The organism is Sphingomonas benefaciens, assembly GCF_052907485.1.
Genome location: NZ_JBREIC010000003.1, coordinates 118,965 through 134,088, shown reverse-complemented (window position 1 = coordinate 134,088; position 15,124 = coordinate 118,965). Strand labels below are relative to the sequence as shown.

The window sequence follows — 15,124 nt, the reverse complement described above, 5'->3', positions numbered from 1 at the left end:
GTGGTGCATGCCCCGCCCCCCGTCGTCCGCCCTGCTGCCGCTCCTCCTCCTGCTGTCCGCCGCCACGGTGCCGCAGGGCAATGGCGCGCAGGGCGACGGCATCGCCACGCTCGCGCCCGACAGCGACACGCGCTGGGTGCCGTTCGACCTGACGCCCGGCAACCAGATCCGCTTCACCCTGAGGCTCGACGCGCGACCGGTCACCGCCATCCTCGACACCGGCGTCAGCCATTCGGTCCTCGCGCGCAACTCGCCCGCCGCCGACCCGAAGCGGATCACCGACGGCGGCCAGGCGACGGCGATCGGCGGCATGGTCGCGATCGGCTGGCTGCCGACCGACCGGCTGACGCTCGGCGGCCTCACCCGGCGCGGCGGCGGCGTCACCGTCGCCGACCTGCCCGCGCTCGCCACCGGCAGCGCGCGCGCCGTCGACATGCTCGTCGGCCGCGACATCACCGCCGGCCAGGCGCTCGACATCGACTATGCCAACCACCGCTTCCGCCTGATCCCCTCGGGCCAATTGCCCTATCCGGGCGCGCTCGCGCCGCTCGGCATATCGCCGGGCCGCCGCGTCTACGAAAGCGCCGCGACGGTCGCCGGCCGCCGCGTCGCGCCGCTCGTCGTCGACACCGGCGACGGCGCCGCGCTGACCCTGTCGACCCCGGCGTGGCGGGCGACGCGCAGCCGCGACCTGCCGTCCACCACCACCATCTCCTTCGGCCTCGCCGGCCCGGTCACCAGCACGCTCGCCATCCTGCCCGTGCTGCGCATCGGTGAGCGTACTGCCCATAACGTCGAGGTCCGCGTCGAGCCGCCCGGCGGCTTTTCCGAAACGATCGGCGTCGCCGGTCGCCTCGGCTCCGGCTTCCTGCAGAACTATCGCGTGCTGCTCGACCCGTCCGCCGGGCGGATGGTGCTCAGCCCCGGGCCGCAGGCGGACGTGCCGCCGCTGCGTTCGACCAGCGGCCTGCTCGTCGGGCTGGAGCCGGGCAAGCTCAAGGTCCTGCACGTCATGCGCGGCAGCCCGGCCGCCACCGACGGCTGGCAGGGCGGCGAGACGATCTGCCGGATCAACGACGCGCCGGTCCCGGCCGATTATGCGGGCAGCACGGTCGCCGACTGGTCGATCGCCGCGCCGGGCACGGTGACCCGCCTCGGCCTGTGCGACGGCAGCACGCGCACGCTGACCGCGCGCCGTTTCTACTGAACGCTCACCGGCGCAGCCCCTCGTCCCGGTAGAAGCGCGCCAGCGCCGCCGCCCCGGTCAGCCGCTGCACCGGCACCGACAGCGTCGCCGCCATGGCCGCGTAGCGCCGCCGGTTGGCGCGGGTGGTCACCGCGATATGGTGGAGCATGTCCCATTTGACGCTGTCGCGGCCGCCTTCCAGCGCGCCGGCCCGCGCCGTCTCGAACCAGCAGCGCCGCAGATAGCGCCACAGGCTGGTCGTCGTCGGCACGTCGAGCAGGATCAGTCCCGTCGCCCGTGCCAGCCGCTGCGGCAGCAGGCGCGTGTAATTGCCGTCCATCACCCAATGCTCGGCCAGGATCGCCGCATCGTGCAGCGCCGCGAACTCCTCCGCCGGTCGCGGCACCCAGTCGCTGCCGGGCCGATGATGCAACTGGTCCAGATGGACCGCCGGCCAGCCCCGCGCCCGGCCGATCGCCTGCGCCAGGGTCGACTTGCCGCTGTTCGACGGCCCCATCACGATCAGCCGCGGTCCCAGGCTGTCGAGGATCATAGGTCCAGCCGGTAGCGGCATGTCCGCCGCTCGCCGCGCGCATACATGTCGGAGGACGGCGGCAGATCGACTGTTTCGACGAACACCGCCCCCGCCTTCTCCAGCGTGCGACGCGACGCACGATGGTCCGGCGCGCAGGTGATCCACAATTCCGTGAACCCCGCCGCCGACGCGATCGGCCGCAACGCCATCAGCGCCGCCGCGGCATGGCCATGGCCGCGATGCACGGGATCCACCGCATAGCCGACCTGTCCCGCATACAGGCGCAGGGTGTCGTCATGGCCGTGGCGCAGCACGATCCGCCCGACCGCCAGCCCGTCGGCGACGATTGCGTACAGCGACGCCGGTACCCGGCCTCGTGCCGGATCGGCGGCTTGCATCTCGATCAGCAGCAGCGCGACATCGGTCATGGCGGAAGCTGATAGCGCGCATCGGTTTCGGTCGAAAGTGGTCCTGCCAGCCGATCGGCGCTGTCCTACAAGCCGCCAGCTCGTTACCGTGGACATGCAGCCCAGCTGCTTGCTCTTTCTCAGCGTGAGAATCGCATCACCGCATCGCCCGACATGCGGGTGCATGAGAGCTTTGCGACGTTCCGGCATCTAGATACCCGAGACGCATCCGCCGGACAGGTCGCATGAGTGAGACTTTTGAGACCTTCCACGCTAGGCGGCTGACCGGATAGGAGGATGACCTGTCTATCCAGTGCAAGCCGCCAATGGCGTCGCGATGCCGCTCAGTGGCCGCGCCGCTACCGCGCGTTCAAGCCGATGCTGATCAGCAGCAGCGCCAGCACGATCGCCGCCAGCTGCACCGTCCGCCAATCCACCCAGCCGACCCGGTCGAGGTCCCGTCGCCGCCGCCGCCGGCCTTCGCCCAGTGCGGCGGCGAGCGCGACGATCAGGCTTGCCGCCGCGCCCCAGAACGCCACCGGCATGGCGGTCAGCCGAGCTTCTCGACCTTGTCCTGCAGGCGCGACAGTTCGGCGCGCAACGCGGCGATCTCGTCGTCCTTGCTGACCGGCGCGGATGGCGCCGCAGCGGCCGCGGGCGCCGGGGCGGTGGTCGCGGGCTTGAACGCCGCCGCGGCCGCCTCGAACATCGCCAGATTGCGCTTCGCGATCTCGGCGAAGGGCGAGCCGGCGAAGGCGCCCTCGACCGCGCTCTTGAACTGCTCCTGATTGCGGCGGAAGCTGTCCATCGACGCTTCCAGATAGCCCGGCACCATCGACTGCATCGAATCGCCGTACATCGCGATCAGCTGGCGCAGGAAGTTGACCGGCAGCATCGTCTGCCCGCGGCTTTCCTCTTCCATGATGATCTGGGTCAGGACGTTGTGCGTGATGTCCTCTTCGGTCTTCGCATCGACGACCTTGAAGTCGCGACCCTCGCGGGTCATCGTCGCCAGATGGTCCAGCGTGATGTAGGATGACGTCTCGGTATTGTAGAGGCGCCGATTGGCGTATTTCTTGATGATGACCGTGCCGCCGGCCTTGTTCTGTTTCTTCATACGGCTCCCCTGTCCGTGATTGCCGGGGATGATAGACCGACGCTTGCCGCGCCGCAACACGGGCCGCGCCCGCTGCCGCTGTTCCTTGCCATGCTGCGCAGCGAGACCGCGGAACAGCCCGAACGCCGCGCCGCCGCCCTCGCCGGCCTCGCCGCTTTCCAGCGGGCGCCACGCCCGGCGCCGCCGCCGCCCGCTCCCGTCGTCGCCCGCGCCGGCCGCGCGATGCTGCGCGATTGCGGCGGCGTCGGTCGGCCGGTGGTGCTGGTGCCGTCGCTGATCAATCCGCCGGCGGTGCTTGATCTCGGCGACGCGTCGCTGGCCAAATGGCTCGCGGCGCGGGGGCTATCCGTTCATCTGGTCGATTGGGGCGAACCCGGCGAGGCGGATCGCGCGCTCGGCGTCACCGCGCATGTCGAACGGCTGCTGGTGCCCCTGCTGCGAACGTGCGCGCAGCCGCCGGTTCTTGTTGGCTATTGCCTCGGCGGCACGCTGGCCCTCGCAGCCGCGGCGGCGACGGCGGTGGCGGGGATCGCGACGATCGCCTCGCCCTGGCACTATCGCGGCTATGGCGAGCAGCAGCGCGCCGCGATGCTCGAGCTGTGGGACGCGGCGGCGCCGGCGGCGGATGCGCTCGGCGTCCTGCCGATGGAGGCGTTGCAGGCCGGCTTCTGGCGGCTCGACCCCGCCCGCACCGTCGACAAATTCGCCCGTTTCGCGCGGCTCGATCCGGCCGGCGACGCCGCCCGCGCCTTTGTCCGGCTGGAGGATTGGGCGAATGGCGGCGCGCCGCTGCCGCTCGCCTTCGTCCGCGACCTGTTCGAGGATTTCGTCGCGCAGGACACGCCCGGTCGCGGCCTGTGGCCGATCGCCGGCGCCCCCGCCGGGCCGGATCGCCTCGATTGTCCGGCGGTGGAATTCGTGTCGCTGACCGACCGCATCGTCCCCGCCGCGACCGCGATCGGGCTGGCCGACCGGCGCGACATCGCGCTCGGCCATGTCGGCATGATCGTCGGTGGCCGTGCCCGCGCCGCCCTGTGGCAGCCACTCGCCGACTGGATTGCGGCGCTTCCGCCGACTAGATAGGCCCGTGAAGGAGTTCATCATGACCGAGATCGTCATCGCCGCCGCCAAGCGCACCCCCGTCGGCAGCTTCCTCGGCGCCTTCGCCGCGACGCCGGCGCACGAGCTCGGCCGCGTCGCGATCGAGGCGGCGCTGGCCCAGGCGGGCGTCGCCGGCGACGAGGTGTCGGAGGTGATCCTGGGCCAGGTGCTGACCGCGGCGCAGGGCCAGAATCCGGCGCGCCAGGCGTCGATGGCGGCGGGCGTGCCCAAGGAGGTGCCGGCCTGGGGCGTCAATCAGGTCTGCGGCTCGGGCCTGCGCGCGGTGGCGCTGGCGGCACAGGCGATCCAGACCGGCGACGCGACGATCGTCGTCGCCGGCGGGCAGGAGTCGATGTCCTTGAGCCCGCATGCCCAGACGATGCGCGGCGGCACCAAGATGGGCAACGTCAGCCTCGTCGACACGATGGTCCACGACGGCCTGACCGACGTGTTCAACGGCTATCACATGGGCATCACCGCCGAAAATCTGGCCGAGGAATATCAGGTCACGCGCGGCGACCAGGACGCCTTCGCGGTCCGCTCGCAGAATCTGGCCGAGGCGGCGCGCGCCGCGGGCCGTTTCGCCGACGAGATCGCACCGGTCACGGTCAAGGGCCGCAAGGGCGACACGATCGTCGACCAGGATGAATATATTCGCGCCGGTGCGACGCTCGACGCCGTTGCGGCCGTCCGTCCCGCCTTCAAGAAGGACGGCACCGTCACCGCCGCCAATGCGAGCGGCCTCAACGACGGCGCCGCGGCGCTGGTGCTGATGAGCCGCGAAGAGGCGGAGAAGCGCGGCGCGCCGGTGCTCGCGACGATCAAGAGCTGGGCGTCGGCCGGCGTCGACCCATCGGTGATGGGCATCGGCCCGGTCCCCGCCACCCGCCGCGCGCTCGACAAGGCGGGCTGGACGATCGCCGACCTCGACCTGATCGAGGCGAACGAGGCGTTCGCCGCGCAGGCGCTGTCGGTCGGCAAGGAACTCGGCTGGGACGCGGATAAGGTCAACGTCAACGGCGGCGCAATCGCCATCGGCCACCCGATTGGCGCCAGCGGCGCCCGCGTGCTGACCACCCTGCTCTACGAGATGCAGAAGCGGGACGCGAAAAAGGGCCTGGCGACGCTGTGCATCGGCGGCGGCATGGGCATCGCCATGTGCGTCGAGCGGTGAATGGTTTCAGATCAGCAACATATACGAAATATGACTGTTACCTGAACGTCACACTTTACTCCAAAATGACGGGATTGTCATATTCGGTAAGCGATGCTGACTTGAGTCGTTCATAGCTTCCCGACAGCATGCCCCTGCTAGACAAAAATGTCGCTAACAGGGGTACTTAGATGACGAGACTTACCCGTCTCGCGGGCGCCACGGCGCTTGCGAGCACGCTGTTCCTTGGCACCATGGCATCGGCGCAGACCGCTGGTCAGACCTCCAATCCACCGGTCCCGGCCGACTCGACCACTTCGGCCAATGCCGCCATCGACGAATCGCAGGCCACCACGCCGGCGACGAGCGGCACGGACACGCAGGACGAGAATCAGGAAATCCTGATCACCGGCAGCCGTATCCGGGTTCGCAGCACGATTGATGCCGCCGTGCCGATCGCGACGATCACCGGTGCCGAACTACTCGGCACGCGCGGCGATCTGAACGTTGGCGACGCCTTGAACACCCTGCCACAATTCCGTCCGACGTTCAGCCAGGCAAACTCGACCGGCAGCATCGGCACCGCCGGTCTCAGCCTGCTCGACGTGCGCGGTCTCGGCACCTCGCGCACGCTCGTCCTGGTCAACGGCCGCCGCGTCGTCACCGCAGTCCCCGGCAGCTACACGCCCGACATCAGCACGATCCCGTCCGACCTGATCGAGAACGTGGAATCGGTCACCGGCGGCAATTCGGCGATCTACGGCTCCGACGCCGTCGCCGGCGTCGTCAACTTCAAGCTGCGCCGCAATTATCAAGGCCTCCGCCTCCGCGCGCAGAGCGGTGTCAGCGAATATGGGGACCGCGGCAGCTATCTGGTCAGCGGTATCGCCGGCCACAATTTCGCCGACGGCAAGCTCAACGTCACGGTGTCGGGCGAATATTCCCGCCAGCGGCCGGTGTTCTATTCGGATCGCTCGTATCTCGGCGCTACCACCGGCGTGCCTGGTTTCATTACCTCGCAGATCACGACGGCACCGAACCGCAACTTCGACGGTATTCCGAACACGGCGTTCGTCGGCACGCCGCCTGGCATCACCTACAGCAACCTGTCGCTCGGCGGCGTCGTGCAGACGAGCTGCCCGGCCGCAACCGCGACCAATGCCACCCGCCGCAATCTCGTCTGCACCGGCCAGACCACCCCGACCGGTGGTCTGCTCAACTATTTCTATAATTTCCTCCCGAACGGCACGCTGATCCGCAACGACCCCAGCCAGGGTCTGGTCGACAATCGCTCGATCGGTGGCGGTGTGCTCGGTGGCTTGGGTGCCACCGGCGTCGAAGACGCCATGCTGCTGCCTGGTCAGGAGCGTGTGCTTGGCAACCTATTCATCAATGCCGAGCTGTCGCGCGCGTTCCAGCCGTTCCTGGAAGCGACCTATGCCCATGTGAACGCACAACAACAGTCCACCCAGCCGACCTTCATCAACGCCACGCTCAGCCCGACGTTCAGCCTGAACAACGCATTCCTGACGACCCAGGCCCGTAACACCCTGACCCAAATTCTGGCACCGGGTGCGACCAGCTTCACCCTCTACCGCTTCAACAACGACTTCGGCACGCGTGCCGAGCAGCACAGCCGCGACACCTATCGCGCGGTACTGGGTGTCCGTGGTGATCTGAACAGTTCGGGTAGCCTGAACTATGAGATCGCCGGCAATTACGGGCGCACGGAGAATTTCTACGCCACCGGCGGCAACGTGCGCATCGCCAACTACAATAACGCGGTCAACGCCGTACTAGCCCCCGCCAATTATGCCGGCAGCAATTATGTGCTGAACTCGGCCGGCCAGCGGGTGGTGTGCGGCATCAATGCCGACGCCAGCACCACCAACGACGATGCAGGCTGCTTCCCGCTCAACGTCTTCGGTTATGGAGCGCCGAGCCAGCAGGCGCTGAACTACATCCTCTATCGTTCGACGCGTCGGCAATGGGCGGAAGAGATCGACGCAACCGCCTACATCTCGGGCGACACCAGCGGCTTCCTCCGTCTTCCGGGCGGCCCCATCGGCTTCTCGCTGGGTGGCGAATATCGGCGTGAGGATGCCTATTCCGCCTATGACGCGTTGACCTCCTCCTGCCCGGCGCAGACCTTCCTGAATTGCTCCGCGCCGTTCAACCCACCCGCGGTGAACATCAAGGAAGCATTCGGCGAATTGCGCGTGCCGCTGCTTGCCAACCTGCCGCTGATCAAGGAATTCACGTTGGAAGGCGCCGGCCGCGTTTCCGACTATGGTGGGACGACCGGTTCGGTGTGGGCATGGAATGCGGGTGCGATCTGGGCGCCGGTCCGTGGTCTGCGGTTCCGCGCGACGCTGTCGCGCTCGGTTCGCGCGCCCAATCTCAGCAACCTGTATGCGACGCAGGCGGTCACGTTCGCCAACGGCCTTACCGATCCTTGCGATCAGCCCGGCGGTACCAATAGCTCGAACAACATCACCGCCAATCCCAACCGTGCTCGCAATTGCGCCGCGGCCGGGATCCCGACGACGATCACGTTCGCCAACCCGGCCAATCCCGCGGAAATCATCACCCGTCCCTGGACCAACCAGGCCAGCTCAGGCGTCGCGGGCTACAATCAGGGCAATCCAAACCTGACCCCCGAAGTCGGCAACAGCTTCACGCTGGGTGGTATTCTCGCCCCCGAGGCACTGCCGGGCTTCACACTCAAGGTCGATTATTACAACATCCGGGTGAAGAACGTCATCTCCGGGCTGACGGGCCAGGCGATCCTCAACCGTTGCTATGACGATCCGGGCGGGATCAACAATCAGTTCTGCGCCGCGATCTTCCGCCGCACCACCAACGATCCGACCACCAATCTGACCTTCAACGGCCAGACGTCGCGGACGATCGACACGTACATCATTCCGCCATTCCCGCTGGTGGGCAACGGCATCGGGTTCATCAACCAACCGTACAATTTCGCGCAGCTCAAGACGCGGGGCATCGATTTCGATGCAGCATACAGTCACCGCTTCAGCGAGAACTTCGGCATCAACGTGCACGGCATCGTCAGCTATCTGATGGATCGCCTGTCCTACAGTTATATTACCGAGCCTAACCGGTACGATCGCATCGACAGCACCCTCGGTGATCCGCGCTGGCGCGGCAATCTGTCGGTCCTGCTCAGCCTCAAGAACGTCGACCTGAACTATGTCGCCAATTACGTCGGCAAGCAGATCGTGTCTGGCCTGTCATACGAGACGTTCTTTGCGTCGCAGGGGCGTCCGGCACTCAACCCGGATGCACGTCCCTTCGTCTATTATGATCCGGTCGTGTACCAGAACGTGCGCATCGGCGTGAACGCGAATGATCGCTACCGTTTCTACTTCGGCGTCGACAACGTCACCAACGAACTGCCGCCCTATGACGCGACGGGTACCGGCAGCGACGCGATCTACCCGAACACGGGCCGGTTCTTCTATGCGGGCGTCGAAGTGAAGTTCTGATCGACATCGACCATATGGTTTCCCTCATGGGCCGCTCCTGTGGAGCGGCCCTTTTTTTCAGGGACGTTGGAACCGCCGCCCCAGCCCGGTCAGCAATTCATATTGCGACACGCCGCTCGCCTCGGCCGCCGCCGGCAGGGCATAGTCCATCGTCACCCAATCGCCCTCGACGAGGTCCGACGCCATCGACACGTCGATCGCGAGCAGGTCCATCGAGACGCGGCCGATCACCGGCAGCTTGCCCGACCCTGCGCTGCCGCAATTGGAAAAGGCCCGGCGATAGCCGTCGGCATAACCGAGGTTGAGGATCGCGACCTCCGTATCCCGCCGAGCGGACCAGGTCGCATTATAGCCGACCGTGTCGCCGGCGCGCACGGTCCGGCGCTGGAGGATCTGCGCCTCCGGGAAGACGACCTGGCGGATCACGCCGGCAAACTCGTGCCGCGGTTCGCCGCCGTACAAGGCCAGGCCGGGTCGGGTCAGATCGAAATGGTAGGCGCTGCCGAGCGCGATCCCGGCCGAATTCGCCAGGCTCATCCGGACGGCACCGGTGCCACCCCGCAGCGCGGTGAAGGCCGCACATTGTTCGGCGTTCAGCGGATGATCCTCGTCGGCGCAGGCCAGATGGCTCATCAGCGTTTCGATCCGCAAACCGTCGGCCAGCCCGACCACGGAGTCGGGGGCGATGCCGAGCCGGTTGATGCCGGTGTCGACCATCACGTCGCAGGCGCCGCCCCCGCACTCACGCCAGCGCGCCATCTGCGCCGGCGTGTTCAGCACCGGCCGTGCGACGCCAGCACGGGCCAGTGTCATGTCCTCGTCCCGTATGCCGTGCAGTACCGACACATTGGGCAGCCCGAGCGGCGCCAGGCGCTCCGCCTCGGCCCAGGTGGCAACGAAGAAGTCGCGGCACCCCACGTCCGCCAAACGCCGCGCGACGGTCTCCGCGCCAAGGCCATAGCCGTTTGCCTTAATCGCGGCACCGCAGGAGGCGCGGCCGCTCATCCGGGCGAGGCTTCGCCAATTGTCGGCGAGGGCGGCAAGGTCGAGACGGAGGCGGAGCGGTGCGGTCACGCCAGCGCGCATAGGCCGCCGGACGGCCTTCGTCGATTCCCTGCCGCCCCCACCAGCCGCCGCTCAGCGCGCGATGCGCCCGACCGGCACCATGATGCGGCTGCCGGGTAATCGTGCCACCGCCACGTCGAACACGTCGGCGACTACATCGGGCGTCAGCACCTCCGCCGCACTCCCTGCCGCGGCGACGCGCCCGTCGCGGAGCAACAGCGCATCGTCGGCGATCCGTGCCGCCTGGGCGAGATCGTGCAGCACCAGCCCCACGCCGCAGCCAGCCACCGTCAGTCCGCGCAGCCGGTCGAGCAGGTCGATCTGATGCGCGGGATCGAGGCTGGCGAGCGGTTCGTCGGCGAGTAGCCAGCGCGGTTCGCCCGCCAGCACCCGCGCGAGCAGCACGCGCGCACGCTCCCCGCCCGACAGAGCGGCGACCGTACGGTCAGCAAGATGCACCGTCTCCGTGGCGGCAAGGGCCGCATCGATCGCGACCAGGTCGGCGGCCCCGGCAGCGGCGAACGGCGCCCGATGCGGTAGGCGCCCCAAAGCGACAAGGTCGCGGGCGTACAGGTTCCAATGCACTGCACCGTCCTGCGGCAAATAGCCGATCAGTCGTGCCCGCTCGCGCCGCCCGATCGCGCCCACCGCGCGGCCGTCGAGAGTCACCGCACCGGATTGCGGCGGCAGCAGGCCGACCAGTGCCTTGAGCAGGCTGCTCTTGCCGGCCCCGTTGGGGCCGAGGATCGCCGTCACCCGTCCGGGTCGCAGCCGTGCATCGACGTCGCGGAGCACGGTGCGACCGTCGAGCGCGACGGTGAGGCCCTGCGCGATCAGATCCATGCCTGCCCCCGGCGGCGCAACAGCAGGATCAGGAAGAAGGGGGCGCCGATCAGCGCCATCGCTACGCCCAGCCGCACCTCGCTGGCGCCCGGTGCCAGGCGACAGAGACTGTCGGCGACGAGTAGCAGCACCGCACCGCCGAGTGCGCTCGGCAACAACAGGTCGGACGGGCGGTGGCCGAACAGCGGGCGCAGGAGATGCGGCACGACGAGGCCGACGAAGCCGACCACGCCGGTCCCCGCCACTCCCGCACCGACGCCGAGGCCGGTGCCGAGCACCACCAGCGCTTGCACCCGCACCAGGTCGACACCGAGCGAGCGCGCCGCCCCCTCCCCTAGCGCCAGCGCGTCGAGCGCGCGGCCAGTGATGGCGAGCAACAGCAGGCCGACGAGGATCGGCGGTGCCGCGCGCGCCACGTCGGCAAGGCCGCGATCCGTCAGCGCGCCCATCAGCCAGTCGAGCACGCTCGCCACGGCATAGGGGTTAGGCGCGATCGCGATGAGAAAGGCGGTAAGCGCGCCGGCGAGGCTCGCCAGGACCGTACCCGCCAGCACGAAGGCGACCGGGTCCGCGCCCCGCCAGGTTAGTGCGACGAGCAGCGCCATTGCCACCAGCGCGCCTGCCATCGCCCCGGCGAAGACGCCGAGGCTATCCGCCCCGACGTAGAGGATTACGGCGACCGCGCCGAGCGCAGCCGAGGAGGAGACGCCGACGACGCCGGGATCGGCGAGCGGATTGCGCAGGAAGCCCTGCATCACCGCACCCGACATACCGAGCATCGCGCCGATCAGCAGGCCGAGCAACGCCCGCGGCAGCCGTAGCTCGATGATGATCGCGGTGGCGGCGTCGTGTCCCCAAGGCAGGCCCTGCTTGCCCGCGCCCAGCGATGCGGCAAAGGCGAGGACGACCAATGCCGCCAAGATCGTCAGGCGGCCGGCGCGGTTCACGACAACACCTGCGCACGCACGGCGGCGAGGCGGCGCAGCGCCGGGATCAGGGTCGGCCCGCCGCAATTCATCAGCTGGCGGGGAAAGCCCGCCTCGATCGTGCCGGCACCGGTGCGAGCGAGGACCCGGCGACGCAAGGCGGCGGTACGGCCGTCGCCGTCGCTGAGGATGATGCGGGGCGGGCGGGCGGCGATCGTCTCGATCGGCAGCGTGCCGGTGAAGGCGAGACCGTAATCGGCGGCGGCGTTACGCAGCCCAACGCGCGTCATCATCGCGTCGAGCAGAGTATTGCCGCCGTTCGCCAGATCGCCGGCGATGTACAACAGGGCCGCGGGGCGCGGACCGATCTGCGGCGGGATCGCGTGGTCGATCGCGCGGATTAGCGCCTCGCCGCGTGCCGGATGACCGGCGGCGGCGGCCAGTTGACGAACCTGCGCCTCGCTGGCGGGGATGGTCGAAGCGATGTCGAGCGTCAGCACCTTTAGCCCGGCCCGCGCATAGGCCTCGCGGCTGGCGGCGGGCGCGAAGCTGTCGGTGACGACGAGATCAGGGCGGCGCGCGATGACGTCTTCGGCGGCCCCGGTCGTCGCCGGCCAGCGGCGGGCGAGTGCCAGCGGCATCGAGGTGGCACCCGGTTCATGCGAGTAATGGCTGACGGCGGCGAGCCGACCCGGCGCGACGACGGCGAGGATCGCGTCGGCACAGGGATTGGTCGAGACGATGCCGCCGGTGCGCTGCGGTGTCGGCGCGCAGCCGGCGAGGAGAGCCGCGACGAGGAGCAGGACGCTACCCTCACCCTTCCGGCGCTGCGCGCCTCCCTCCCTCTCCCACTGGGAGAGGGAAAAGCCGGCGAAGGGTGAGCGCGACGCCAGCCTCACAGCTTCACGCGTATCCCACCGTAAGCGGCGCGGCCGTAGGTGCCGTATTCGGCGACGGTGAAATAGCGCTCGTCCGTCACATTGTCGATCCGGCCGTAGACCGAGAAGCGGTCGCCGAGCGGCAGTTCGGCGCGGATCGATGCGAGCGCATAGCCGTCGACCTGCACGCGGTTGCCGTAGCTGTCGCTGTCGACGCTGTCGCCAACGATCTGCACCGTGCCGCCGATGCCAAGCCCGAACGGCAGGCGATAGTCGACGACGAAGGCCGCGGTCTCCTTTGGTCGGCGGAGCAGGTCGGTACCGAAGCTCGTCCCGGGCGTGCGGTTCTGACTGTCGATGTACGAGAAGTTCGCCGACACGGTCAGCGCGTCGACCGGCCGCAGGCCGATCGCCACCTCGACGCCCTGCGCGCGCGTACGCTGGATGTTGTCGTAGACCCCGAACGGCCGGTCGACGCAGATCGAGCCGGCGGTGCCCTGTTCGGCGCGCGAACAGCCGCGGAAGCCGATCTGGTTGCGCGTGTCGCGGTGGAAGTAGGTCGCACCGATTGTCGCGCGGCCGCCGAGCAGGCCCTGTTCGACGCCGAGATCGTAGTTCTTGGCGGTTTCGGGATCGAGGCGGGTGTTCCCGTAATCGCTGTATAGCTGGTACAGGGTCGGCGCCTTGAACCCTTCGCCGTAGCTGGCGCGCAGCGTCGTGGCGGAGGCGAGCGCCAGGGCGGCGTCGGCGCCGAAGGTGGTGTGGTTGCCGAACGTGTCGTGGTCGTCGTTGCGCACGCCGCCGGTGATGGTCAGCGGCCGGATCGGCTTGACGATCAGTTCGCCATAGACGCTGGTGACGCCGACCGAGCGGCGCAGACTCGCATCGCGATAGCGGCTGTCCTCATGCTCGACGCCGCCGACGACCCGCACCTGGTCGATCGGCTGAAAATCGCCCTGATATTCGTAGCGTTCCGACCGGCCGCGGAACGGCGACGGGGTCGCGCCTGCTCCCGCATAAGTATCGCGGTTGATGTCGGCGATGGTGAAGGCGACGCGGTTGCGGAAGTTGACGAAGTTCGCGTGTAGACCGGCATAGCCGTACAATTCCTGCGCGGTCGAATAGCTGGGATCGTCGGCCAGCACGTAGTTCGGCGCGGGATAGCCGTCGGTCTCGGTCTTGCTGTCCGCCCAATAGCCGCGCAGGTCGAGGCCGATGCCGTCGGTGAAGTCGATGCCAAGCCGTGCCGTCGCGCCATATTGGCGATAGCCGTCGCGCTCGCTGCCGTCGGCGGCGGCGGAGATGCCGTCGCTGCGCAGATAGCCGCCGGTCAGCGCGCCGGACACCGGGCCGCTGCGCCCCGACACGCCGCCTTGCGCGAAGACGCTGTCGGCATAGCCATATTCGACGCCGGCGCGGGCCTTCAGCCGTTCGGTCGGCGTTTCGGTGATGACGTTGACGACGCCGCCGATCGCCTGGCTGCCCCAGGGCACCGAATTCGGACCGCGCAGCACCTCGACGCGCTCGACGCTCGCCGCCAGCAGGTTGGCGAAGTCGAAGCCGCCGCCCGGCGACGAAGGATCGTTGACCCGCACGCCGTCGATCACGACCAGCGTCTGCTCCGCCTCCGCGCCGCGCAGGCGTACGCCGGTGAAGCCGCCCAGGCTGCCGTTGCGGGTGACGGTGACGCCGGGCGTGGTCGACAAGAGGTCGGCGACCGACACGGTCTGGCGGCGGTCGATCTCTTCGCGCGTCACGACGGTGACCGCCTGGCCGACCTCGCTCGCCGCCTGTTCGACGCGGGCGGCGGTGACGATGACGTCGTCGGAACGGTCCTCGGCGGGAGCGATCTGCGCCGCGGCGGGCGACAGGCAGGCGGCGGCGAGCGCCAGCACGCCGGCGGCGGAAAGGTAGCGGGTCACGGTCATTCTATCGTCCATCCTTCGTGACCGCGGGCGACCATTCGCCCACGGCGGATGTCGTTCGCTCACGAAGGTCCCCCCTTCGGCTGTCCGGCACACCCCGTCCGCACAGTGGATCGACGGTGAAAGGCAGGTCTCCTGGCTTCCGGGTCGTCGCTGGTTCCTCCACCTTCCCGGGCCGGAGCCCAGTGGCATCACGGAGGACCGCTATCCGGTCACAGTTGCGGGGGCAGCGCCGGGCTCGCGACAAGGCTCACCGGACTTCCCTTTTGACCCCGTTGCCGGGGACCCTTCACGGTCCGGGCCTTTAGGCGGGGGTGCAGAAGGCGTCAATGCGGGCGGAGCGGTCGCGAGTCTTGACAGATTTGACGCCTGGATGATGCGTCGCCGGCTTTCCCGACGAACGATTGTTGCTTGCACGTCAGCGATGAGAAAGAGCGCCGTGAACGTTACGTGGGTCGTACCCTTGTAGGACAGCACTT

Annotated in this window: 13 protein-coding genes and 1 riboswitch; of the genes, 4 read left to right on the top strand and 9 right to left on the bottom strand. The window is 68.6% G+C overall.

The genetic code is table 11. The features are described 5' to 3' along the window. Positions 1-7: 7 nt before the first annotated feature. Positions 8-1,207, top strand: coding sequence for a hypothetical protein (locus ACU5AX_RS11765; RefSeq protein WP_446691070.1), 1,200 nt, complete (start codon positions 8-10; stop codon positions 1,205-1,207). Between the two features lie 4 nt (positions 1,208-1,211). On the opposite strand, the gene ACU5AX_RS11760 is transcribed toward ACU5AX_RS11765, so the two are convergent. The 4 genes from ACU5AX_RS11760 to phaR all read right to left on the bottom strand — a co-directional run bounded on the left by ACU5AX_RS11760 (position 1,212) and on the right by phaR (position 3,245). After that, positions 1,212-1,739 carry a P-loop NTPase family protein gene (locus tag ACU5AX_RS11760; protein ID WP_446691069.1) on the bottom strand — a complete coding sequence of 176 codons (528 nt, stop codon included), beginning with the start codon at positions 1,737-1,739 and terminating at the stop codon, positions 1,212-1,214. Continuing rightward, a complete protein-coding gene (locus ACU5AX_RS11755; RefSeq protein WP_446691068.1) occupies positions 1,736-2,149 on the bottom strand; it encodes a GNAT family N-acetyltransferase in 414 nt (137 codons plus the stop codon). The genes ACU5AX_RS11760 and ACU5AX_RS11755 overlap by 4 nt, the downstream gene beginning before the upstream one ends. Positions 2,150-2,487: 338 nt before the next feature. After that, positions 2,488-2,673, bottom strand: a complete 186-nt coding sequence (locus ACU5AX_RS11750; protein ID WP_198355068.1) for a hypothetical protein — start codon at positions 2,671-2,673, stop codon at positions 2,488-2,490. Positions 2,674-2,678: 5 nt separating this feature from the next. Beyond that, positions 2,679-3,245, bottom strand: coding sequence for a polyhydroxyalkanoate synthesis repressor PhaR (gene phaR, locus ACU5AX_RS11745; protein ID WP_446691067.1), 567 nt, complete (start codon positions 3,243-3,245; stop codon positions 2,679-2,681). Between the two features lie 90 nt (positions 3,246-3,335). On the opposite strand from phaR, the gene ACU5AX_RS11740 reads away from it, so the two are divergent. From ACU5AX_RS11740 to ACU5AX_RS11730, 3 genes are all read left to right on the top strand, one after another. Next, the gene (locus ACU5AX_RS11740; RefSeq protein ID WP_446691066.1) at positions 3,336-4,328 is read left to right on the top strand and encodes a polyhydroxyalkanoate synthase family protein; all 993 of its coding nucleotides are present in this window, start codon (positions 3,336-3,338) and stop codon (positions 4,326-4,328) included. A gap of 19 nt (positions 4,329-4,347) precedes the next feature. After that, the gene (locus ACU5AX_RS11735) at positions 4,348-5,520 is read left to right on the top strand and encodes an acetyl-CoA C-acetyltransferase (RefSeq protein ID WP_198355065.1); all 1,173 of its coding nucleotides are present in this window, start codon (positions 4,348-4,350) and stop codon (positions 5,518-5,520) included. Between the two features lie 170 nt (positions 5,521-5,690). Next, positions 5,691-9,008, top strand: a complete 3,318-nt coding sequence (locus ACU5AX_RS11730; RefSeq protein WP_446691065.1) for a TonB-dependent receptor domain-containing protein — start codon at positions 5,691-5,693, stop codon at positions 9,006-9,008. A gap of 57 nt (positions 9,009-9,065) precedes the next feature. On the opposite strand, the gene ACU5AX_RS11725 is transcribed toward ACU5AX_RS11730, so the two are convergent. The 5 genes from ACU5AX_RS11725 to ACU5AX_RS11705 all read right to left on the bottom strand — a co-directional run bounded on the left by ACU5AX_RS11725 (position 9,066) and on the right by ACU5AX_RS11705 (position 14,648). Next, complete coding sequence (locus ACU5AX_RS11725) at positions 9,066-10,082, bottom strand: alanine racemase (protein WP_446691064.1); 1,017 nt, start codon at positions 10,080-10,082, stop codon at positions 9,066-9,068. 63 nt (positions 10,083-10,145) lie between these two features. Continuing rightward, positions 10,146-10,916, bottom strand: coding sequence for an ABC transporter ATP-binding protein (locus ACU5AX_RS11720; RefSeq protein ID WP_446691063.1), 771 nt, complete (start codon positions 10,914-10,916; stop codon positions 10,146-10,148). Next, positions 10,907-11,863, bottom strand: a complete 957-nt coding sequence (locus ACU5AX_RS11715) for a FecCD family ABC transporter permease (RefSeq protein WP_446691062.1) — start codon at positions 11,861-11,863, stop codon at positions 10,907-10,909. Before ACU5AX_RS11715 ends, ACU5AX_RS11720 begins: the two co-directional genes overlap by 10 nt. Continuing rightward, on the bottom strand, positions 11,860-12,741 hold the full coding sequence (locus ACU5AX_RS11710; RefSeq protein ID WP_446691061.1) for an ABC transporter substrate-binding protein: 882 nt from the start codon (positions 12,739-12,741) through the stop codon (positions 11,860-11,862). The genes ACU5AX_RS11715 and ACU5AX_RS11710 overlap by 4 nt, the downstream gene beginning before the upstream one ends. Next, positions 12,738-14,648, bottom strand: a complete 1,911-nt coding sequence (locus tag ACU5AX_RS11705; RefSeq protein WP_446691060.1) for a TonB-dependent receptor plug domain-containing protein — start codon at positions 14,646-14,648, stop codon at positions 12,738-12,740. The genes ACU5AX_RS11710 and ACU5AX_RS11705 overlap by 4 nt, the downstream gene beginning before the upstream one ends. Positions 14,649-14,753: 105 nt before the next feature. Then, positions 14,754-14,950: riboswitch (cobalamin riboswitch) on the bottom strand. Between the last annotated feature and the right edge of the window lie 174 nt (positions 14,951-15,124).